Consider the following 22904-nt stretch of genomic DNA (forward strand, 5'->3'; position numbering starts at 1 on the left):
TTTTTAAACCACACATCGAGTGTGAGAAAACAGGTAAGTGATAATTCATGACCATTGCACTGGAGCTTGAGCAGCTTAAAAAAACCTATCCGGGCGGCGTTCAGGCGCTGCGCGGCATTGATTTACAAGTAGAAGCGGGCGATTTCTATGCGCTTCTCGGACCAAATGGTGCCGGCAAATCCACCACCATTGGCATTATCAGCTCGCTGGTAAATAAATCTTCCGGGCGCGTTAGCGTCTTTGGTTACGACCTCGAAAAAGACGTGGTGAACGCGAAGCGCCAACTGGGGCTGGTGCCGCAGGAGTTCAACTTTAACCCGTTTGAAACCGTGCAACAGATAGTCGTTAACCAGGCGGGTTACTACGGCGTTGATCGTAAAGAAGCCCTCGTACGTAGCGAAAAGTACCTGACTCAGCTTGATCTGTGGGAAAAACGCAACGAGCGTGCGCGGATGCTTTCCGGTGGTATGAAGCGCCGTCTGATGATTGCCCGCGCGCTGATGCACGAGCCAAAACTACTGATCCTCGACGAGCCAACCGCGGGTGTCGATATCGAACTGCGCCGCTCAATGTGGGGCTTTTTGAAAGATCTCAATGACAAAGGCACCACCATCATTCTGACGACGCACTACCTGGAAGAAGCCGAGATGCTGTGTCGCAACATCGGCATCATTCAGCGTGGCGATCTGATTGAAAACACCTCGATGAAAGCGCTGCTGTCGAAGCTGAAATCGGAAACTTTTATTCTCGATTTAGCGCCGAAAAGCCCGCTGCCGAAGCTGGAAGGGTATCAATACCGGCTGGTGGATACGTCCACGCTTGAGGTGGAAGTGCTGCGTGAGCAGGGCGTGAACAGCGTGTTCAGCCAGCTTAGCGCGCAGGGTGTGCAGGTATTGAGTATGCGTAACAAAGCCAACCGTCTCGAAGAGCTGTTTGTCACGCTGGTTCATGACAGAAAAGGAGAAAGCGCATGATGCAGCTGTTCTGGGTGGCGCTGAAGAGTATCTGGTACAAAGAGATCCAGCGTTTTATGCGCATTTGGGTGCAAACACTGGTGCCGCCGGTGATCACCATGACGCTCTACTTTATTATTTTCGGCAACCTGATCGGTTCGCGTATCGGTGAAATGCACGGCTTTACCTACATGCAGTTTATCGTACCGGGCTTAATCATGATGGCGGTGATCACCAACGCGTATGCCAACGTGGCGTCGTCATTCTTTAGCGCCAAGTTCCAGCGCAATATCGAGGAGCTGCTGGTGGCACCGGTGCCGACGCATGTCATTATCGCCGGATATGTTGGCGGCGGCGTGGCGCGCGGGCTGTGTGTGGGCATCCTGGTCACGGCGGTTTCGCTGTTTTTCGTGCCGTTTCAGGTACATTCATGGCTGTTTGTTGGTCTGACGCTGCTGCTGACGGCGGTGCTGTTTTCACTGGCCGGGCTGTTGAATGCGGTATTTGCCAAAACCTTTGATGACATCAGCCTGATCCCGACCTTTGTGTTGACGCCGCTGACTTATCTGGGCGGGGTGTTTTACTCCCTGACGCTGCTGCCGCCATTCTGGCAGGCGCTGTCGCACCTCAACCCGATCGTGTACATGATTAGCGGCTTCCGCTTTGGTTTCCTCGGCATTTCCGATGTGCCGCTGTTTACCACCGTGGGGGTTTTAGTGGTGTTTATCATCGTCTTTTACCTGCTGTGCTGGTATCTGATCAACCGCGGACGCGGGCTGCGTAGCTGATCCCGTTTGCAACGGCTCTCTTCTCTGGAAGAGAGCCAATCCTGAGGATTAGGCTGTTTTTTAGCCTGCTCATTGCCGTTGGTTTCTCCCGTTCTGTTGCTACAATAGGTGCAGTTTTTCTATTCGGTCCGTCTCATGTCTCGTTTGATTACCCTTTTACTGTTGCTGGTTGCCTTGAACGCATCTGCCAGTATTGTCAGTGAACAACGCATTCCCGCGCGCTATATGCAAACCACCGAAGATGCCAATATCTGGGCGCAGGTGGGGGACAGAGTCGTTACCGTCGGCAATATTCGCGCCGGGCAGATCCTGGCGGTGGTGCCGGGGGCGGAAGATTATTACGCGTTTCGCTTTGGTTTCGGCAGCGGGTTTATCGACAGAGGCCATCTTGGCACGGTGTCAGGTAATGAGCGGGTAGAAGATACGCTGGGCGATCTGAATAAGCCGCTTAGTAATCAAAATCTGATCACCTGGCAGGATACGCCGCTCTACACGTCGCCGGATATCACCAGTAAACAGGTTGGCACGCTGGCGGAAAACCTGCGTTACCCGATAATCGATAAGCTAAAAGACCGCCTGAACCAGACCTGGTTTCAGATCCGCATCGGCAACCGGCTGGCGTGGATCAGCAGCCTGGATGCGCAAGAAGATAGCGGCATTCCGGTGCTGACTTATCATCACATCTTGCGCGATGAAGAAAATACCCGCTTTCGCCACACCTCGACCACCACCTCGGTGCGTGCTTTTACCAACCAGATGACCTGGCTGCGCGATCAGGGTTACACCACGTTGTCGATGTACCAGCTGGAAGGTTATGTGCGTAACCGCATGAATTTGCCCGCGCGTTCGGTGGTGATCACCTTTGATGATGGGCTGAAGTCGGTCAGCCGTTACGCCTGGCCAATCCTGCGCGAGTACGGTTTTAAAGCGACAGCGTTTATCATTTCGTCACGTATTAAGCTCAAGCCGCAGCCGTGGGATCCGAAATTCCTGCAGTTTATGAGCGTGTCGGAGCTTAATCAGATTCAGGATGTGTTCGATGTGCAGTCACATACCCATTTCCTGCACCGGGTTGATGATGCCATGCACCCGATTTTGCTCAGCCGCAACTACCACAACATTCTGTTCGATTTTAAACGCTCGCGCCGCGCACTGGCGCAGTTCAACCCGCATGTGCTTTACCTTGCCTATCCCTTTGGTGCGTATGACGACAAAGCGGTGAAAGCGGCGAATGACGCCGGTTTTCATCTGGCGGTGACCACGGTGCGTGGCAAGGTGAAACCGGGAGATAACCCGTTTTTACTGAAAAGGCTGTACGTGCTGAGAACGGATTCGCTGGAGACAATGTCGCGGCTGATCAGTAATCAGCCGCAGGGGTAGGGCATCAGGCAACCTGAACCGGCACGGCTTTCGCGGTGCGTTTCATCTCGTTGTCACCATCAAAATAGGCCACTTTCGGCTGCCAGCTACGGGCAACTTCATCCGGCACGGTGACGTAGCTGGCGATAATCAGGATATCGCCGACGTCCGCGCAGTGCGCTGCCGCGCCGTTAACCGAGATAATGCGTGAGCCGCGCTCGCCGGCAATCGCGTAGGTAGAAAAGCGTTTGCCGTTGGTCACGTTATAAATATCGATGGCTTCGTATTCCAGAATACCGGCCGCCTCAAGGAAATCCTGGTCAATCGCGCAGGAACCTTCGTAGTGCAGGTCGGCCTGCGTCACTTTGACGCGGTGGAGCTTGCCTTGCAGCATCGTGCGAATCATAAGTTAAACCTTCATTACTGATAATTAACCTGAAAATGGAGGGCGGCTCCCTGCGAATCCCTCGTGTGCTCGCGCCACGTCCTGGCGGGCGTAAGGGCAAGCCAGGAGTGGAGTATTGCCCGATTTTTTCGCCCTGTCTAGCGGGCTAACTCAACGACTTTGTTGTCGATAAGCCGCGCCTGACCAAGCCATGCCGCCATCAAAATCACCGCGCGTTTACTGTCCTCAGACAGCGCCAGCAGCGTATCTGCATCGCGGATCTGAATATCATCGGCGCGCAGACCCGCGTCGTTGATCTCCTGCCCGGCAATGGCAATCAGTTCTTCTTCATTGCGCTCGCCTGCCAGCAGTTTATCGGCAATCGAATTCATCACTTTGCTGAGCGCCGGGGCAATTTTGCGCTGTTCAGCGGTGAGATAGCCATTACGCGAACTCAGCGCGAGGCCATCTTTTGCGCGCACGGTCGGCACGCCGACAATCTCAATGTCGTAGCCCATGTCGGCCACCATTTTGCGGATCAACTGCAACTGTTGGTAATCCTTCTCGCCAAAACAGGCGATATCCGGTTGTACCAGGTTGAACAGCTTACTGACGATAGTCGACACGCCACGGAAATGGCCAGGACGGCTTGCGCCTTCCAGCATGGTGGAGATACCCGGCACATCAACATACGTTTGGGTGTCGGTGCCCTGCGGGTAGATATCTGCTGGTGCGGGGGCGAAAACAAGATCGACTTTGCGCTTGTTCAGCTTCTCGCAATCTTCCTGCAGGGTGCGTGGGTAGCGCACTAAATCATCCGGGCGGTCGAACTGCATTGGGTTAACGAAAATACTCACAACCACCACATCGGCGCGGGCTTTCGCTTCGTCGACCAGCTTCATATGGCCATCGTGCAGGTTGCCCATCGTTGGCACCAGCGCAATACGCTTACCTTCCTGACGCAGTCTGCGGATGTGCTGGCGCAGCAGCGGGAGGGTTTCAATAATCAACACAGTAAGGCTCCTTAATGGAAACTATGTTCTTCACCCGGATAGGCTCCGGATTCGACGTCGGCAACATACTGCCTGACCGCTGCGCGCATGTCGCCTGCTTCATTGAGGAAATTTTTCGCGAATTTCGGGATATGCCCGCCGGTAATACCGAACGCGTCATGCATCACCAGAATCTGGCCGTCGGTGACATTGCCTGCGCCAATACCAATTACCGGAATGGTTAACGCCGACGTGATGTGCTGCGCCAGCTCGACCGGAATACACTCCAGCACCAGCAGTTGCGCGCCAGCGGCTTCCAGCGCCAGCGCATCGTCAAGCAGCCCTTGTGCCGCGTCGCCGCGCCCTTGAACTTTATAACCGCCGAAAATATTAACAGACTGCGGCGTCAAACCCAGGTGGCCGCACACCGGCACGGCGCGCTCGGTCAGCATTTTCACCGTCGGCGCCAGCCAGCGACCGCCTTCGATTTTCACCATATTGGCACCTGCGCGCATGACCACGGCGGAGTTGTCAAACGCCTGTTCCGGCGTGGCGTAGGCCATAAACGGCAGATCGGCGAGCAGCAGACAGGCCGGTGCGCCACGGCGAACAGCCTGGGTGTGATAAGCGATATCGGCAACCGTTACCGGCAGAGTGGAGTCGTGACCTTGTACCGTCATCCCTAACGAATCACCAACCAGCATCACGTTAATCCCTTCTTCGGCAAACAGTTTCGCGAAGCTGTAGTCGTATGCGGTGATAGTGGCGAAGCGTCTCTTTTCCTGCTTGCACTTGTGCAGCCAGGAGATGGTGGTGGGTTTCATAGCGTTTCCTGATAGTCGAAAGCGATTCTGGCGCATTCTAGCAGCAACCATCAGGTGGGCAATGATTTTAGGCAAGCGGTGAGCGCGGGGCGTGACGAAAGCGGGAAATTACCAGGCGTCGGGTTTCGGCGCGTTCAGGTTCGCAAGAATTTCCTGCAACGATGTGCCGTCCGGGAAGTGCAGATCGGGCGCAATTTCAAACAGTGGCCACAACATAAAGCCACGGTTTTTCATGTCGTAGTGCGGCACCGTCAGGCGTTCGGTATTCAGGGTAAGATTGCCAAACAGCATGATATCGAGATCGAGCGTGCGCGGTCCCCAGCGTTCTGCTTTACGTACGCGGCCTTGCTGGAGTTCAATGCGTTGCGTGTGATCGAGCAGCGTTTCTGGCGTAAGGTCGGTTTCCAGCGCCACGACGGCGTTGAGATAGTCCGGTTGATCCGGCGGGCCAAGCGGGGGAGTGCGATATAACGAAGAGACCGCCACGATGCGGCTTTGTGGGATCTCTCCGAGGGCGGTCATCGCGGCGTTAACCTGGTCGAGCGGTGATGCCAGGTTGCTACCGAGCGCGATATACGCGAGGGTCATGCGCTACCTTCGCGGCGCGGCGCGCGTTTGCGCGGGCGGCGGTGGCGACGGCGTTCTGCCGGTTCATCGCCTAAATCATTGAGCATATCTTTCTGAGCTGGCGGTGCGGAAACCTGGAATTCACCCCACCATTTCGCCAGACGTTGCAGCTCGCCATTATTTTCGGCTTCGGCGCGCAGCGCCAGTAAATCATAGGCCGCGCGGAATTTCGGGTGTTCCATCAGTTTCCATGAGCGCTTGCCCTGGCGACGGGACATCCGCAATTGCAACTGCCAGATATCACGGATCAGCGTGGTGATACGTTTTGGGATCGCCAGTGAACGGCACGCTTCATCCAGCACGTCGTTCATCGCCAGCGCGAAAGCGTCGTAATAGGCCAGACCGCCTTCCTGGGTAATGCGCTGGGCGTTTTCCAGCAGCGGATACCAGAACATCGCAGCAAACAAAAACGCCGGATTGACGCGCATGTCGTTGCGAATGCGGTTGTCGGTATTCTTCAGCACCTGGTCAATAATCCGCTCCATCGGGCTGTCGCCTTTTTCGGTGAAGTAGCGGGTGATGCTGGGGAACAGCGGCTGGAACAGACCATATTCACGCAGTAAACGGTAGGTTTCGTAACCGTAACCGGCCTGCAGCAATTTCAGCGATTCCTCAAACAGGCGCGCAGGAGGAACATCGTTAATCAGCGTTGCCAGACGCGGGATCGGCTCGGCGGTCTCTTCGCTGATACGCATATTGAGCTTGGCGGCAAAGCGCACCGCGCGCAGCATGCGCACCGGATCTTCGCGATAGCGGGTTTCCGGGTTACCAATCAGGCGAATCACACCCTCTTCCAGGTCACGCATACCGCCGACGTAATCACGCACGGTGAAATCAGCAACGCTGTAATAAAGGCTGTTGATGGTGAAGTCGCGGCGCTGGGCATCCTCTTCGATGGAACCGAAAATGTTGTCACGCAGCAGCATGCCATTCTGCCCGCGCTGGGAGATGGTGCGATCGGTTTGTTGTTCGTCGTGATGGCCACGGAAGGTGGCGACTTCGATAATTTCCGGCCCGAACATCACATGTGCAAGGCGGAAACGGCGGCCGACCAGGCGGCAGTTGCGGAACAGTTTACGCACCTGGTCCGGCGTTGCGCTGGTGGTCACGTCAAAATCTTTTGGTTTTTTGCCCAGCAATAAATCGCGCACGCCGCCGCCTACCAGGTAAGCGTCGTAGCCCGCTTTATTCAGACGATAGAGCACCTTGAGCGCATTTTCACTGATATCTTTGCGGGAAATAGCGTGCTGCTCACGCGGAATAACCGTCATCTGCGGTTGGGCCATAGCCTCAACGACCATGCTCTCTTCGCGGCTTAGCACCTTGCGGCAAAAATTAGCGACTCGGGTAAAAATAGTACACCTCGGTAGTGTCAAACGTCAGGACAAAAAAATAGCGGCTAATCATAGCTCAGCGCGAGCCGTTTGAGAATGCTGTATTCGCATCCACGGCATCCGGCACACGGCAAAGCGTCCAGTTTTCCACCGCTTTTTGCAGCAGCGCGTCGATGCGCAGATCCTGCCACTCATTTGTTACATCCTGGTTCAAAAATTGTAAAGCCCTGATTATTACCGGGCGCGGATCGCCTTCAGGCAACGCGGGGGCGTGGTTTTGCTTGGAAAGCTTATTTCCCTGCTCGTTGAGCGCCAGCGGCAAATGAACGTACGTCGGCACCGGCCAGCCAAACTGGTTATAAAGGGAGATTTGCCGCACCGTGGGTTCTATCAGATCCGCGCCGCGCACAATTTCTGTGACGCCCTGAAAATGGTCATCGACCACCACCGCGAGATTGTAGGCAAACAGCCCGTCGCGGCGGTGAATAATAAAATCTTCCCGCGCCAGTTTTTCGTCGGCGGTGATGCGCCCGCGTAATTTATCGTCGAAGTGCAGCACCGGATGCTGCTGTACCAGCCGTACGGCGGCGTTTTGCGGGCCATTTTGTAATGTCCGGCAATGCCCGTCGTAGGTGCCACCGAGGCTTTGGATACGGGCGCGCGTGCAGGTACAAAAATAGCTCAGCCCTTTGCGTTGTAAGGTGGCGAGCGCCTCACGGTAGGCGTCATGGCGACGGGATTGCCACAGCACATCGCCGTCCCAGTGCAGACCATAATGCTCAAGCTGGCGAAGAATGGTGTTTGCCGCGCCGGGAACTTCTCTGGGGGGATCGATATCTTCGATGCGAACAAGCCAGGTGCCTTGGCTGGCGCGGGCTTGCAGATAGCTGCCGAGAGCAGCAATTAACGAACCAAAATGCAGTTCACCGGATGGGGATGGCGCAAAGCGCCCAATATAGTGTGATTCAGGCATGTCGCTGGCAAAAATATAGGCGGGAATCGATCCCGCCGTATAGGGCGCACCACGCCTTAGCGGTGCGCCGTTGAAGACGTCAGGGGATTAACCCGCCATCTGTTTTTCGCGGATTTCCGCCAGGGTTTTGCAGTCGATGCACAGGTCGGCAGTCGGACGTGCTTCCAGACGACGGATACCAATTTCAACGCCACAGGATTCGCAGAAGCCGAAATCTTCGTCTTCCACTTTTTTCAGCGTCTTCTCGATCTTTTTAATCAACTTGCGCTCGCGATCACGGTTACGCAGTTCGAGGCTGAACTCTTCTTCCTGCGCGGCACGGTCGACCGGATCGGGGAAGTTAGCTGCTTCGTCCTGCATGTGCGTGACGGTGCGATCGACTTCATCCCTAAGTTGATTACGCCATGCTTCAAGAATACGCTTGAAGTGCGCCAGCTGGGCTTCGTTCATATACTCTTCGCCCGGTTTCTCTTGATACGGCTCCACCCCAGCGATGGCGAGAATACTCAGGGACGATGTTTTACGGTTTTGCCCTTCTTGCATGTTGCTTCTCCTTAACACGCACTATCGATCCCCGTGTGGGGGAAAAATCAGGCCGCTATAAATAGCAGATGCTTTTACGGATGGCAAATATCTAAACGTAACACTTGACAACCCTGTGAAGAAAAGCGTATTTGCGCACGCGACCAAATCACTTACTCGTCAAAAGCTTGCCTTTATACCGTAAAAGGTAGTGGCAACTTAAGAGTGATATTATCGGCAGAAAGTTCCGCTTTATAAGCGATAACTTCTACCCCCCGGTGTTGTGCCTCATTCAATAATCGTGCGTATTCCTCGTCAATATGGCGTGCCGGAGAAAAATGTTCAACGGCGGAGTGCAGAACGGCAAACAGAATTACCGCGCGATCGCCGTTGGCCGCGACGCTCATTAATTCCCGTAAATGCTTCTGCCCACGCAGGGTGACGGCATCCGGGAAGTAGCCTGACTGCTGCTCGGCGAGCGTGACCGATTTCACTTCAATATAGCAGTTGCGCCGGTCATCCGCCTGTAACAGAAAATCAATTCTGCTACCTTCCGCACCATATTTTACTTCGCTTTTCAGCGCGCTATATCCGCTGAGTTCAGGCACCTGGTCAGCAAGTATTGCTTCTTTTGTCAGCATATTTGCCCGCTGAGTATTGACGCAAATAAATGCCCCCTGTTGGGTTTGGGATAATTCCCACGTATGGGCATATTTACGCTTAGGATTATTCGACGTGGAATACCAGACCGTGTCGCCTCGCGTCGCGCAACCGGTCATCGCACCGGTATTCGGGCAATGCAGCGTGAGGGTTTCCCCTTCAGGCGTGATCACATCCGCAAGAAAGCGTTTATAACGCTGAATCAGCGTGGCGGATTTAAGTGGCGGGGAAAAATCCATGGAAAATCCTTATTTTTTAAGCGTCCAGCGATGCAACTGCGTGTAGCGGGTTCGGCCCTGGATAAATTGTGATTCATACAATGCGAACGCCGTCACCGGAAATGACCAGCGAAAACCCGGCGGTGGGATCGTGACAGCGTGGCTGGCATCGCGCAGTAGCGTAATGTGCGGGTGAAACGGCTGCGGGCTTTGATAACATCCGCTGCGGGACGCCTGGGCGCGGAGCATATCCGCCAGTTGCAGCAGCCCACGCGGCGGCTGGCGTGAACCGAGCCAGACGACGCGCGAACGCAGCCATTGCCCGGCATCATCCAGCGTGAGCGTGAAACCGGGCTGGCGTATCCGGCCGGCCAGCGCTTCCAGTGCGCGCTGTTTTTCCGCGCTGATTTCGCCGAGAAACGCCAGCGTCAGATGCAGATTCGCCGCTGCAATCGGCCGCCCCGCATCCGGCGGGAACTGTTGCGCACGCCATTGCACCACCTGCGTCTGAATATCCGCAGGGAGTTCAAGGGCGAAAAACAGCCTTTTTGGTTCAGACATGGCGGGCTCGAGGTCAAAGGTTTACGGCGATGTTATACTGCTGGCCGGCTTATGTTAACCCTCCGGAGCTTTTGTGTCCTCACTGCCAGTCGCCGCCGTTCTGCCCGACATTCTTTCTGCCCTGCGCATCGCGCCACAGGTGCTGTTAAGCGCACCCACCGGCGCAGGGAAATCGACCTGGTTGCCGTTGCAGCTGCTGCAACAAGGCGACATTACTGGCCGTATTTTGCTGCTTGAGCCGCGTCGGCTGGCGGCGCGCAATGTGGCACAGCGGCTGGCGGAGCTGCTCGATGAAAAGCCAGGCGAAACCGTGGGTTACCGGATGCGTGCGGAAACCTGCGTGGGGCCAAATACCCGGCTCGAAGTCGTGACGGAAGGCATATTAACGCGGCTGGTTCAGCAAGATCCGGAACTCAGCGGCGTTGGGCTGGTGATCCTCGATGAATTTCATGAGCGCAGCCTGCAAGCGGATCTTGCCCTGGCATTGCTGTTAGATGTGCAGCAAGGGCTGCGCGATGACCTCAAACTGCTGGTGATGTCGGCAACACTCGATAATGCCCGTTTGCAGGCGTTGTTGCCTGAGGCCCCGAGCATTGTGTCTGAAGGGCGGGCGTACCCCGTTGAGCAGCGTTATCAACCGTTGCCTTCTCATCTTCGTTTTGATGAAGCCGTCGCCCAGGCGACCGCTGAATTACTGCGTAATGAACCCGGTTCGCTGCTGCTGTTTTTACCGGGCGTCGGGGAAATCCAGCGTGTGCAGGAGCAACTGGCTTTCCGCGTCGGTAGCGATGTTCTCCTCTGCCCGCTCTATGGTGCGCTGCCGCTCAGTGAGCAGCGCAAAGCCATTTTGCCCGCGCCCGTCGGGCAGCGAAAAGTAGTGCTAGCGACTAATATCGCCGAAACCAGTTTGACCATTGAAGGCATTCGCCTGGTGGTGGATAGCGCCCAGGAGCGCGTCGCGCGGTTTGATGCCCGCAGCGGTTTAACCCGGCTGGTGACGCAGCGCATTAGTGTTGCTTCGATGACGCAGCGTGCCGGACGTGCCGGTCGTCTTGAGCCTGGCATTTGTGTGCATTTACTGAGTAAAGAGCAGGCGGAACGCGCGGCGGCGCAGAGCAGCCCTGAAATAGTGAGTAGTGATTTATCCGGACTGTTAATGGAATTAATCCAGTGGGGATGCCAGGATTCTGCCCAGCTCAAATGGTTGGATCTGCCGCCAGCGGTGAATCTCGCGGCGGCGCGCAAGCTGCTCAGCCAGTTGCAGGCGTTTGAGGACGGGCGACTGACGCCGTTTGGGCAGCGCATGGCGGCGCTCGGTAACGAGCCGCGCCTGGCTGCGATGCTGGCAGCGGCAAACGGTCGCGATGAAATTGCCTCGGCGGCGAAGCTGGCGGCGATTCTGGAAGAGCCACCACGCGGCGCAAACAGTGACTTGAGCGCGGCGTTTTCACGCAACCAGCCGAACTGGCAGCAGCGCGCGCGCCAGCTGGCTCGCCGCCTGAAAAGCAGCGATGGCGAGCCGGACAACACCGTACTTGCGCCGTTGCTGGCAAGCGCCTTTGCCGATCGCATTGCCCGCCGGCGCGGACAGGAAGGTCGCTATCAACTGGCGAACGGCATGGGCGCAACGCTGGACGCCGATGATGCGCTCAACCGTCACGAATGGCTGATAGCACCAGTGCTGTTGCAGGGGAGCGCATCACCGGATGCGCGGATTTTGCTGGCGCTGCCGCTGGATATCGACGCGCTTGTCACCCGCTGCCCCCATTTATTGCAGCAGTCCGACACGGTTGAGTGGGACGAGGCGCAGGGCACGTTAAAAGCCTTTCGCCGCAGCCAGATAGGCCAATTGACATTAAAAGTACAACCGCTGGCGAAACCCTCCGAAGAGGAGTTGCATCGGGCGATGCTGAACGGTATCCGTGATAAAGGCTTGCGCGTGCTGAACTGGACGCCGGACGCCGAGCAACTGCGTTTGCGTCTGCATTGTGCGGCGAAGTGGCTGCCGGAAGTGGACTGGCCAGCGGTCGATGAGGCTTCGTTGCTGGAGAACCTTGAGCAGTGGTTATTGCCGCAAATGAGCGGTATTCGTTCGCTGCGTGAGCTGAAAGCGCTTGATTTAAGCCAGGCGTTACAAAATGCGATGCCGTGGTCATTACGTCAACGTCTGGATAGTGAGCTGCCTGCGCATTACACTGTGCCGACGGGAAGCCGGATAGCGATTCGTTATCACGAAGATAACCCGCCGGCGCTGGCGGTGCGTATGCAAGAGATGTTTGGCGAAGCGACAACGCCTGTCATCGCGCAAGGGCGCGTGGCGCTGGTGCTGGAGCTGCTTTCCCCTGCGCAACGTCCGCTGCAAATCACCCGTGATTTAAGCGCGTTTTGGGCAGGCGCGTATCGCGAAGTGCAAAAAGAGATGAAAGGGCGCTACCCGAAGCATGTCTGGCCGGACGATCCGGCCAATACGGCACCGACGCGGCGCACTAAAAAGTATTCGTAACAGGGATGGGCTTTTCGCCATCGAACCGTGCGATAAATTGAGAGATTTCTTCTTCTGCCCCGGTGCGGAAGAGTTGAGAATCAGGCCCTTGCGCCTGAAAGTTGCGGAGAGTAAAGCATGGCGGGGAATGACCGCGAGCCAATTGGACGCAAGGGTAAACCAGCGCGTCCGGCGAAAGAGAAAATCAGCCGTCGTCGACTTCGGGAAGAGGAGTACGACGAGTATGAAGATGACGATGAAGACGAGGAACCGATGCCGAAAAAAGGAAGAGGCAAAGGCAAGAAGCCACGCGGCAAACGCGGCTGGTTCTGGCTGCTGTTAAAAATTGCCATCGTTCTGGCCGTGCTGTGCGCCATTTATGGCGTGTATCTGGATCAAAAAATCCGTGCCCGTATCGACGGAAAAGTCTGGCAACTGCCTGCCGCGGTGTATGGCCGTATGGTCAACCTCGAACCGGATATGGCAATCAGTAAAAACGAGATGGTGAAACTGCTGGAAGCCACGCAGTACCGCCAGGTGACGAAGATGACGCGTCCCGGCGAGTTTACTGTGCAGGCGAAAAGCATTGAGATGATCCGCCGTCCGTTTGATTTCCCGGATAGTAAAGAAGGGCAGGTGCGTGCGCGTCTGACTTTTGACGGCTCTCGTTTGGAAACCATCGAGAATATGGACAGCAACCGCCAGTTCGGTTTCTTCCGCCTCGATCCACGCCTGATCACCATGCTCTCTTCGCCTAATGGCGAGCAGCGTTTGTTCGTGCCGCGCAATGGCTTCCCGGATCTGCTGGTGGATACGCTGCTGGCGACCGAAGACCGCCACTTTTACGAGCACGACGGCATCAGCTTTTACTCCATTGGCCGTGCGGTGCTGGCGAACCTGACCGCCGGACGCACTGTGCAGGGGGCGAGTACGCTGACGCAGCAACTGGTGAAAAACCTGTTTCTCAGCAGCGAGCGCTCCTACTGGCGTAAAGCCAACGAAGCCTATATGGCGCTGATTATGGATGCCCGCTACAGCAAAGATCGTATTCTTGAGCTGTATATGAACGAGGTGTACCTCGGTCAGAGCGGCGACAACGAGATCCGCGGTTTCCCGCTGGCGAGCCTCTACTATTTTGGCCGCCCGGTGGAAGAGCTGAGCCTTGATCAGCAGGCATTGCTGGTGGGGATGGTTAAAGGCGCGTCAATCTATAACCCGTGGCGTAACCCGAAACTGGCGCTGGAGCGTCGTAACCTGGTGCTGCGCTTGCTGCAACAGCAGAACGTTATCGACCAGGAGCTGTATGACATGCTGAGCGCGCGTCCGCTCGGCGTGCAGCCGCGCGGCGGAGTGATTTCACCGCAGCCAGCGTTTATGCAGATGGTGCGTCAGGAGTTGCAAGCGAAGCTCGGTGATAAAGTGAAAGATCTCTCCGGCGTGAAGATCTTCACCACTTTTGATTCCGTGGCGCAGGACGCCGCCGAAAAAGCCGCCGTGGAAGGTATTCCGCTGCTGATCAAACAGCGCAAGCTGACCGATCTTGAAACGGCAATGGTGGTGGTCGACCGCTACACCGGTGAAGTGCGCGCGATGGTCGGCGGTGCGACGCCGCAATTCGCGGGTTATAACCGTGCGATGCAGGCGCGCCGCTCCATTGGTTCGCTGGCGAAACCGGCAACCTACCTGACGGCGCTGAGCCAGCCGAACATCTATCGCCTGAATACCTGGATTGCCGATGCGCCGATTTCACTGCGCTTGTCTAACGGCCAGGTGTGGGCACCGCAAAACGATGACCGTCGTTTTAGCGGCCAGGTGATGCTGGTCGATGCGCTGACCCGGTCGATGAACGTACCGACGGTGAACCTCGGGATGGCGGTTGGGTTGCCTGCGGTGACGGACACCTGGCAGAAACTCGGCGCGCCGAAAGATCAGCTGACCGGCATGCCGTCTATGCTGCTTGGTGCGCTGAACCTGACGCCAATTGAAGTGGCGCAGGCTTTTCAGACCATCGCCAGCGGCGGTAACCGCGCACCGCTTTCCGCGCTGCGTTCGGTGATTGCTGAAGATGGCACGGTGCTGTATCAGAGCTTCCCGCAGGCCGAGCGTGCCGTACCGGCGCAGGCGGCGTACATGACGCTGTGGACGATGCAGCAGGTTGTCCAGCGCGGCACTGGTCGCCAGCTTGGCGCGAAGTATCCGGGCCTGCATCTGGCGGGTAAAACCGGTACTACCAACAACAACGTCGATACCTGGTTTGCGGGAATCGACGGGCGCGAAGTGACCATTACCTGGGTTGGTCGCGATAATAACCAGCCGACGAAGCTGTATGGTGCCAGCGGCGCGATGGCGATTTACCAGCGTTATCTGGAAAATCAGTCGCCGATCCCGCTGGATCTGACGCCGCCGGAAGACATCACCAATATGGGTGTTGATGACATGGGTAATTTCGTTTGCGGCGGTGGCGGTGTGCGCCAGCTTCCGGTCTGGACGACCAGCCCGGAAACGCTGTGCCAGCAAAACCAGGTGCAGCCGCAAACCGGTAACCCGTTTGATCAGTCCCAGCAGCCGCAGCAACCCGCGCAGCAGCAGCCTCAACAGCCGCCGCAGCAGGAGCAGAAAAGCGATGGTGTCGCCGGCTGGATCAAAGAGATGTTCGGCGGTAACTAACTTTCTGCCGTGACAAAACCTGAAACCTCCGATGGCAACATCGGGGGTTTTTTAACGCCCTAAACATGCAAATAACGTTGTATTAAACCCCTGTTAACCACCTGCTTTTCATCTGGTTATTTCTTCATCCTTCAGGCCGTTTCAGGCGGCTTACTGCTTGCTATGCGCACAGCGCTTCGCATATTATGCTGCGGTCATAATAATAATTCTCGTTTACGTTATCGTTCACTCATTTGAATCAGAGATAAACTAATGGCGCGTCCTAACACTGCTCAGCCAGTCAACACTACGCTGCGTAAAATCGCGGTTGTAGTAGCCACAGCGGTTAGCGGCATGTCTGTTTACGCACAGGCTGCAACAACCCAAAAAGAAGAAACCATCACCGTTACCACCAGCGCCGCTCCGCAGGAAAGCGCATGGGGACCGGCTGCGACTATTGCCGCGAAACACACGGCGACGGCGACGAAAACCGATACTCCGATTGAGAAGACGCCGCAGTCTGTTTCGGTTGTGACCAGCGAAGAGATGCAGATCCATCAGCCCACATCCGTGAAAGAAGCGCTGGGTTATACGCCGGGCGTGGTGGTTAGCAACCGTGGTGCATCGAACACTTATGACTTCGTCAGCATTCGTGGTTTCTCGACGCCAGGACCTACGCAGAACAACTACCTTGATGGTATTAAACTGCAGGGGGATTACTACAGCGGCGCGACCATCGATCCGTACATGCTGGAGCGTGTTGAACTAATGCGTGGGCCGACTTCCGTTCTGTACGGTAAGAGCAATCCGGGCGGTATCATCTCAATGATCAGTAAGCGCCCGACCAACGAGCCGCTGCATGAAATCCAGTTCAAAATGGGAACCGATAATCTCTACCAGACCGGTTTCGATTTTAGCGATACGTTGGACGATGATGGCAAGTATGCTTACCGATTGACAGGTCTTGCGCGTTCTAACGATGAACAACAGGATTTTGCGAAGCAGAAACGCTACGCCATTGCGCCATCATTCAGTTGGCGCCCGGATGATAAAACCAACCTGACGTTGCTGGCGAATATCCAGAACGAACCTAATACGGGCTATTACGGTTGGTTGCCGAAAGAAGGCACGGTTGAGCCATTGTCGTCCGGCAAACGTATTTCCCCGAGCTTTACTGACAGTGCGCCGAACAACGAATATTCACGCTATCAGCGTATGGTGGGTTACAGTTTTGAACACGCGTTTGATGATGTGTTCACCGTTCGCCAGAACTTGCGCTACAGCCAGATTAAAACCTCGCAGAAAACCGTTTATGGTTTTGGTGCCACAAACGATCAGCTTACACGTTCAATCATTGTGGCTGACGAAGACTATAGCGATTTTGGCGTCGACACCCAATTAGAAAGTAAATTCGCGACGGGTGATGTTTCCCACATCGTTCTAACGGGAATTGATTACTCCCGTTTCCGCAATGACATCAAAAACGCTTACGGAAGTGCGCCTACGCTGGATATGAATAATCCGGTTTATACCGATGTTGATTTCCCGAGCGCGACGCCTTTCCAGTTGAATACTCAGCACCAAACCGGACTGTATGTTCAGGATCAACTGGAATGGAATAAGTGGGTGGCAACGGTGGGCGGTCGTTATGACTGGTCCGAACAGGCCACGCTTATCCGCAGCAGCGGCCAGAAAGTCGAGCGCGATGATAAACAGTTTACCTGGCGTGCCGGGGTTAACTACCTCTTCGATAATGGCATTACCCCTTATGTCAGCTATAGCGAATCTTTTGAACCTAACCCGTCAAAAGCCTGGGCTGCGACCCCGGCTGATAACGTGGCTTATGCGCCGTCTAAAGGTAAACAATACGAAGCTGGCGTGAAATACGTACCGAAAGATCTGCCAGTTGTTGTTACGGGCGCGCTTTACCAGCTAACCAAAACAAACAACCTGACCACGGATCCGACTAACCCGTTTGCACAGGTTCCCGCAGGTGAAGTTCGCTCTCGTGGCGTTGAGCTGGAGGCAAAAGCCGCGGTTAATGCGAGTATCAACGTAACGGCGTCCTACACCTACACGAATGCTGAGTACACGCAGGACACCACCCTTAAAGGCAAAACACCAGTACAAATTCCAAAGCATATGGCTTCCCTGTGGGGGGATTACACCTTCCACTCTGGTGTCCTCTCGGGGCTGACTGTGGGAACGGGGGGCCGCTTAATCGGTTCCAGCTATGGCGATCCGGATAACACTTTCAAAGTTGGTAGTGCGGCGGTGATGGATGCCGTTGTGAAATACGATCTGGCGCGCTTTGGTCTTGCTGGTTCCAGCCTTGCAGTGAACGTCAACAACCAGCTCGATCGTGAATACGTCGCAAGCTGCTTTAACACTTACGGCTGCTTCTGGGGCGCAGAACGCCAGGTGGTGGCGACGGCAACCTTCCGCTTCTAATCTCTCTTCGGGCACGGTTCGCCGTGCCCATTTATAAGTTGGCAATCATGCAGGAAAACAACACGCTTCCCGATACCACCTTTCAACTCAGCGATGTCACCTTTCGTGTGCCCGGCCGCACGCTGCTGCACCCGCTGTCGCTGACCTTTCCGGTGGGTAAAGTCACTGGTTTGATTGGCCACAACGGCTCCGGAAAATCCACACTGCTGAAAATGCTTGGCCGTCACCAGCCGCCCTCGGACGGTGATATTTTGCTGGATGGGCAGCCGCTCGCTAGCTGGAGCAGCAAAGCCTTTGCCCGCAAAGTGGCCTACTTGCCGCAGCAGTTGCCGCAGGCGGAAGGGATGACGGTTCGTGAACTGGTGGCGATTGGCCGCTACCCGTGGCACGGGGCGTTGGGACGCTTTGGCATTGCCGACAGAGAAAAAGTGGAAGAAGCGATTGCGCTGGTGGGCTTAAAACCGCTGGCGCACCGCCTGGTCGATAGCCTCTCCGGCGGCGAACGCCAGCGCGCGTGGATCGCCATGCTGGTGGCGCAGGACAGCCGCTGCCTGCTGCTGGATGAACCTACTTCAGCGCTGGACATCGCCCATCAGGTGGATGTGCTGGCGCTGGTGCACCGCTTGAGCCAGCAGCGCGGGCTGACGGTGATTGCCGTGCTGCACGATATCAATATGGCGGCGCGGTATTGCGATTATCTGGTGGCGCTGCGCGGTGGTGAGATGATCGCCGAAGGCACGCCGGACGTATTAATGCGCGCCGAAACGCTGGAACACATTTACGGCATCCCGATGGGGATCCTGCCGCATCCTGCGGGGGCAGCACCGGTGAGTTTTGTCTTCTGATGGCTGGATTACATCATATTAGCCGTCGTCGCTTACTGACGGCGATGGCGCTCTCTCCCCTGTTGTGGAACATGCGCAACGCGCACGCCGCGGCGATCGATCCCACGCGCATTGTCGCGCTGGAGTGGTTGCCGGTTGAATTGCTGCTGGCGCTCGGCGTCGCGCCTTATGGCGTTGCGGATGTGCAGAGTTACAACTTATGGGTCAACGAGCCTGCGTTGCCCGCTTCGGTGATTGACGTTGGGCTGCGTACCGAGCCGAATCTCGAATTGCTGACGCAAATGAAACCCTCCTGGCTGGTATGGTCGGCAGGTTATGGCCCTTCCGAAGCGAAGCTGGCGCAAATCGCGCCGGGGCGCGGCTTCACGTTTAGCGATGGCAAAAAGCCGCTCGCCATGGCGAAGCACTCGTTAAACGAGATGGCGCAGATCCTCAATCTGGAAGCCGCCGCGAAAAAACATCTCGACGAATTTGATGCCCTCATTGAAGCGCGAAAACCGCATTTTGCACGTCGCGGCGATCGCCCTTTATTGATGATCACCTTGCTCGACCCGCGCCATGTGCTGGCGTTCGGGCCGAACTGCCTGTTCCAGGAAGTGCTCGATAGCGTGGGCATTCGTAACGCCTGGCACGGCGAAACCTCTTTCTGGGGCAGCGTGGCGGTGGGTATCGATCGGCTGGCGGAATACAAAGACGTTGATGTTATCTGTTTCGATCACGGTAACGAGCAGGATATGCAAAAACTGATGGCGACGCCGTTGTGGCAGGCGATGCCCTTCGTGCGTGCCGGGCGTTTCCAGCGGGTGCCGGCGGTCTGGTTTTATGGCGCGACGCTGTCGGCGATGCATTTTACCCGCGTGCTGGATAATGCGCTGGGAGGCCGGGCATGAACCGACGTGTTTCGCCTTTTCCCGTGCTGCTGCTGACGGTGCTTTTTATCGCCGCTGCCGTGCTTAGCTGGAACAATTTAACCGTCGCTTTGCCGCGCGCGCAGTGGGTGCAGGCCTTCGTCGCGCCGGACATTAACCTTATCGATCAGATGCTGTTTCACTACAGCCTGTTGCCGCGTCTGGTGATTTCTCTGCTGGTCGGTGCCGGGCTTGGCCTGGTCGGTGTGCTGTTTCAGCAGGTGCTGCGGAACCCGCTTGCCGAACCGACAACGCTGGGCGTGGCAACCGGGGCGCAACTGGGCATCACCATTACCACGCTGTGGTCGATCCCCGGCGTGCTGGCTTCACAGTTTGCCGCGCTTGCCGGGGCATGTGCAGTCGGCGCGCTGGTGTTTGGCGTGGCCTGGGGAAAGCGTTTGTCGCCGGTGACGCTGATCCTCGCCGGTCTGGTGGTGAGCCTCTATTGCGGGGCGATTAACCAACTGCTGGCGCTGTTCCATCACGATCAACTACAAAGCATGTTTTTATGGAGCACCGGGACGCTAACGCAAACCGACTGGAGCATCGTGCAGCGATTGTGGCCGCAGTTGCTTGGTTGTGCGGTGTTAACGCTGCTGTTGTTGCGCCCGCTAACGCTGATGGGGCTGGATGACGGCGTTGCGCGTAATCTTGGCCTGGCGCTGTCGCTGGCGCGCCTGGCGGCCCTGACGCTGGCGATTGCGTTGAGTGCGTTGCTGGTCAATGCGGTCGGCATTATCGGTTTTATCGGCCTGTTTGCGCCGCTGCTGGCGAAAATGCTCGGCGCGCGTCGCTTGTTGTCGCGCTTGCTGCTGGCACCGCTGATTGGCGCGCTGATCCTCTGGCTCTCCGATCAAGTTATCTGGTGGCTGACTCGCGTGTGGATGGAAGTTTCCACCGGTTCGATCACTGCGCTGATTGGCGCGCCGCTGCTGTTGTGGTTGTTGCCGCGCCTGCGCAGCATGAGCGCACCCGCGATGGACGCCGGAGATAACGTGGCGGCTGAGCGCCAGCACATTCAGTGGCTTGCGCTGGGCGGTTTCGTACTTCTGTTGCTGGCGATGGGGTTAGCGCTGACGTTCGGGCGTGACGCGACAGGCTGGCATTTTGCCAGTGGACAGTTACTCGACGAATTGATGCCGTGGCGCTGGCCGCGCATTGTCGCTGCGCTCACTGCCGGCGTGATGCTGGCGGTGGCGGGGTGTATCATTCAGCGCCTGACCGGCAACCCGATGGCCAGCCCGGAAGTGCTGGGGATAAGCTCAGGCGCGGCGTTTGGCGTGGTATTGATGTTGTTCTTCGTACCGGGTAACGCGTTTGGCTGGCTGATGCCCGCCGGGAGCCTGGGGGCTGCGGTGACGTTGCTGATTATCATGGTTGCCGCCGGGCGCGGTGGCTTTTCGCCGAACCGCATGCTGCTGGCAGGGATGGCGTTGAGCACAGCGTTTACCATGTTGTTGATGATGTTACAGGCAAGCGGTGACCCACGCATGGCAAAGATCCTGACGTGGATTTCCGGCAGCACTTACAATGCCTCAGGCGAACAGGTTTGGCGTACTGGCGTGATGATGGTGATGTTGCTGGCGCTGACACCGCTGTGTCGCCGCTGGTTAACGATCTTACCGCTCGGTGGTGATACCGCGCGTTCAGTCGGGATGGCGCTGACACCGTCGCGCGTCGGCCTGCTGTTACTGGCGGCAGCGCTCACGGCAACGGCGACCATGACCATTGGCCCGCTGAGTTTTGTTGGCCTGATGGCACCGCATATCGCGCGGATGATGGGGTTTCGTAGCACGATGCCGCATATGGTGATTTCAGCGCTGGTGGGGGGATTACTGCTGGTGTTTGCCGACTGGTGCGGGCGGATGCTGCTGTTTCCGTTTCAGATCCCCGCCGGGTTGCTGTCGACCTTTATCGGCGCGCCATATTTTATCTATTTGCTGAGAAAGCAGAGCCGCTAAAAGAGAGCCTCTCCCGCCGGGGAGAGGCTTTGCCGATTACAATTTGGCGAACACGCGACGTGCAGCGTCGATGGTGTTGTCAATATCCTCTTCGCTATGCGCGACAGACATAAAGCCCGCTTCAAACGCCGACGGCGCAAGGTATACGCCTTCTTCCAGCATCAAATGGAAGAAGCGTTTAAAACGTTCTACGTCGCACTTCACCACATCCTGATAGCTGGTCACGCTTTCGGCATCGGTAAAGAACAGACCAAACATCCCACCGACATGGTTGACCACCAGTGGAATGCCGGCTTCCTGCGCGGCGTTCAGCAGACCGTTGGCCAGTTGCGTGGTCAGTTCGGTCAGCGTGGCGTGAATGCCCGGCTGGGCGACTTCGGTTAAACAGGCATAGCCTGCCGCCATGGCAATCGGGTTACCGGAGAGCGTACCCGCCTGGTAGACCGGGCCGGTAGGTGCCAGCGCGTCCATCACCTCGCGACGCCCGCCAAATGCGCCGACCGGCATGCCGCCACCGATAATTTTGCCAAGGCAAGTCAGATCCGGTGTCACACCGTAATAATCCTGTGCACCCGCCAGCGCGACGCGAAAACCAGTCATTACTTCATCAATAATCAGCAGCGCACCGAACTCATCGCACAGCGCGCGCAGGCCCGGCAGGAATTCCGGCAGCGGCGGCACGCAGTTCATGTTTCCGGCGACCGGTTCGACGATGATACAGGCGATATCCTGCGGATATTGCTCAAACGCCGCGCGTACCGAGCTGAGATCGTTATACGTGCAGGTCAGGGTGTGTTTAGCGAAATCGGCCGGAACGCCCGGTGAGTTCGGCTGACCGAGCGTCAGCGCACCGGAACCGGCTTTCACCAGCAGGCAGTCGGCGTGGCCGTGGTAGCAGCCTTCGAATTTGATAATTTTATCGCGGCCGGTAAACCCGCGCGCCAGACGAATAGCGCTCATTGTCGCTTCGGTACCAGAGTTCACCATGCGCACCATATCCATGGTCGGCACCAGTTCGGTGACCAGCTGCGCCATTTTGACTTCCATTTCGGTAGGCGCGCCAAAGCTCAGGCCGCGGCTGGCCGCTTCGATCACCGCGTTGCGAATTGCCGGGTGGTTGTGACCGAGCACCATAGGGCCCCAGGAACCGACGTAATCGATATAGGCTTTGCCGTCGACATCATACAAATAAGCACCGTCAGCACGCTCGATAAACAGCGGCGTACCGCCCACGCCGGTAAAGGCGCGTACCGGTGAGTTCACACCGCCCGGGATAAGCTCACGCGCTGCGTTATAGAGGTTTTCAGACTTACTCATGCTTTTCATTCCTGGTTCGTGGAAAAATCAATGCCGGTCATTCTATGTGATTACGGGAATGTTATGAAAGTTTTGCCCGGTGAAACGACATATTTTGC

Annotated in this window: 19 protein-coding genes; 9 read left to right on the forward strand and 10 right to left on the reverse strand. The window is 56.7% G+C overall.

Annotated elements, in window-relative coordinates:
* Window positions 1-47 precede the first annotated feature (47 nt).
* From DFO56_RS09905 to DFO56_RS09915, 3 genes are all read left to right on the forward strand, one after another.
* A complete protein-coding gene (locus DFO56_RS09905) occupies window positions 48-974 on the forward strand; it encodes an ABC transporter ATP-binding protein (protein ID WP_020456581.1) in 927 nt (308 codons plus the stop codon).
* The gene (locus DFO56_RS09910) at window positions 971-1741 is read left to right on the forward strand and encodes an ABC transporter permease (protein WP_017457966.1); all 771 of its coding nucleotides are present in this window, start codon (window positions 971-973) and stop codon (window positions 1739-1741) included. The genes DFO56_RS09905 and DFO56_RS09910 overlap by 4 nt, the downstream gene beginning before the upstream one ends.
* Window positions 1742-1876: 135 nt before the next feature.
* Entirely contained in the window at window positions 1877-3121 is a 1245-nt protein-coding gene (locus DFO56_RS09915) for a polysaccharide deacetylase family protein (protein WP_045511965.1), read from the forward strand.
* A 4-nt stretch (window positions 3122-3125) separates the two neighbouring features.
* Here the strand turns inward: DFO56_RS09915 and panD are convergent, their stop codons facing one another.
* The 9 genes from panD to thpR form a co-directional block, all read right to left on the reverse strand.
* Window positions 3126-3506, reverse strand: coding sequence for an aspartate 1-decarboxylase (gene panD / locus DFO56_RS09920; RefSeq protein ID WP_020456583.1), 381 nt, complete (start codon window positions 3504-3506; stop codon window positions 3126-3128).
* A gap of 137 nt (window positions 3507-3643) precedes the next feature.
* Window positions 3644-4498 (reverse strand): pantoate--beta-alanine ligase, encoded by an 855-nt coding sequence (panC, locus tag DFO56_RS09925; RefSeq protein ID WP_045511968.1) that lies wholly within the window; start codon window positions 4496-4498, stop codon window positions 3644-3646.
* Window positions 4499-4509: 11 nt separating this feature from the next.
* Window positions 4510-5301 carry a 3-methyl-2-oxobutanoate hydroxymethyltransferase gene (panB, locus tag DFO56_RS09930; protein WP_045511971.1) on the reverse strand — a complete coding sequence of 264 codons (792 nt, stop codon included), beginning with the start codon at window positions 5299-5301 and terminating at the stop codon, window positions 4510-4512.
* Window positions 5302-5409: 108 nt separating this feature from the next.
* Window positions 5410-5889 (reverse strand): 2-amino-4-hydroxy-6-hydroxymethyldihydropteridine diphosphokinase, encoded by a 480-nt coding sequence (gene folK / locus DFO56_RS09935; RefSeq protein ID WP_045511973.1) that lies wholly within the window; start codon window positions 5887-5889, stop codon window positions 5410-5412.
* On the reverse strand, window positions 5886-7283 hold the full coding sequence (gene pcnB, locus DFO56_RS09940; protein ID WP_206052453.1) for a polynucleotide adenylyltransferase PcnB: 1398 nt from the start codon (window positions 7281-7283) through the stop codon (window positions 5886-5888). Before pcnB ends, folK begins: the two co-directional genes overlap by 4 nt.
* A 55-nt stretch (window positions 7284-7338) precedes the next feature.
* The gene (gene gluQRS, locus DFO56_RS09945; protein WP_045511976.1) at window positions 7339-8235 is read right to left on the reverse strand and encodes a tRNA glutamyl-Q(34) synthetase GluQRS; all 897 of its coding nucleotides are present in this window, start codon (window positions 8233-8235) and stop codon (window positions 7339-7341) included.
* A gap of 87 nt (window positions 8236-8322) precedes the next feature.
* On the reverse strand, window positions 8323-8778 hold the full coding sequence (gene dksA, locus DFO56_RS09950) for an RNA polymerase-binding protein DksA (RefSeq protein WP_007373199.1): 456 nt from the start codon (window positions 8776-8778) through the stop codon (window positions 8323-8325).
* 173 nt (window positions 8779-8951) lie between these two features.
* Complete coding sequence (gene sfsA, locus DFO56_RS09960) at window positions 8952-9656, reverse strand: DNA/RNA nuclease SfsA (RefSeq protein WP_045511979.1); 705 nt, start codon at window positions 9654-9656, stop codon at window positions 8952-8954.
* A gap of 9 nt (window positions 9657-9665) precedes the next feature.
* A complete protein-coding gene (thpR, locus tag DFO56_RS09965; protein WP_045511982.1) occupies window positions 9666-10196 on the reverse strand; it encodes an RNA 2',3'-cyclic phosphodiesterase in 531 nt (176 codons plus the stop codon).
* 73 nt (window positions 10197-10269) lie between these two features.
* On the opposite strand from thpR, the gene hrpB reads away from it, so the two are divergent.
* From hrpB to fhuB, 6 genes are all read left to right on the forward strand, one after another.
* A complete protein-coding gene (hrpB, locus tag DFO56_RS09970; protein WP_045511985.1) occupies window positions 10270-12699 on the forward strand; it encodes an ATP-dependent helicase HrpB in 2430 nt (809 codons plus the stop codon).
* A 117-nt stretch (window positions 12700-12816) separates the two neighbouring features.
* Entirely contained in the window at window positions 12817-15345 is a 2529-nt protein-coding gene (gene mrcB / locus DFO56_RS09975; RefSeq protein ID WP_017457976.1) for a bifunctional glycosyl transferase/transpeptidase, read from the forward strand.
* A gap of 252 nt (window positions 15346-15597) precedes the next feature.
* Window positions 15598-17775 (forward strand): ferrichrome porin FhuA, encoded by a 2178-nt coding sequence (fhuA, locus tag DFO56_RS09980; protein ID WP_045511988.1) that lies wholly within the window; start codon window positions 15598-15600, stop codon window positions 17773-17775.
* Window positions 17776-17822: 47 nt separating this feature from the next.
* Window positions 17823-18620, forward strand: a complete 798-nt coding sequence (fhuC, locus tag DFO56_RS09985) for a Fe3+-hydroxamate ABC transporter ATP-binding protein FhuC (protein ID WP_045511991.1) — start codon at window positions 17823-17825, stop codon at window positions 18618-18620.
* A complete protein-coding gene (gene fhuD / locus DFO56_RS09990; RefSeq protein WP_045511994.1) occupies window positions 18620-19510 on the forward strand; it encodes a Fe(3+)-hydroxamate ABC transporter substrate-binding protein FhuD in 891 nt (296 codons plus the stop codon). The genes fhuC and fhuD overlap by 1 nt, the downstream gene beginning before the upstream one ends.
* Window positions 19507-21489 carry a Fe(3+)-hydroxamate ABC transporter permease FhuB gene (gene fhuB / locus DFO56_RS09995; RefSeq protein WP_045511997.1) on the forward strand — a complete coding sequence of 661 codons (1983 nt, stop codon included), beginning with the start codon at window positions 19507-19509 and terminating at the stop codon, window positions 21487-21489. Before fhuD ends, fhuB begins: the two co-directional genes overlap by 4 nt.
* Window positions 21490-21525: 36 nt before the next feature.
* Here fhuB and hemL read toward each other — a convergent pair whose 3' ends face one another.
* Window positions 21526-22806: a glutamate-1-semialdehyde 2,1-aminomutase gene (gene hemL, locus DFO56_RS10000; RefSeq protein WP_045512000.1), complete on the reverse strand. Its 1281-nt coding sequence runs from the start codon at window positions 22804-22806 to the stop codon at window positions 21526-21528.
* Window positions 22807-22904: the final 98 nt, after the last annotated feature.

It is taken from the genome of Kosakonia sp. AG348, assembly GCF_003337365.1.
Taxonomy (GTDB): Bacteria; Pseudomonadota; Gammaproteobacteria; order Enterobacterales; family Enterobacteriaceae; genus Kosakonia.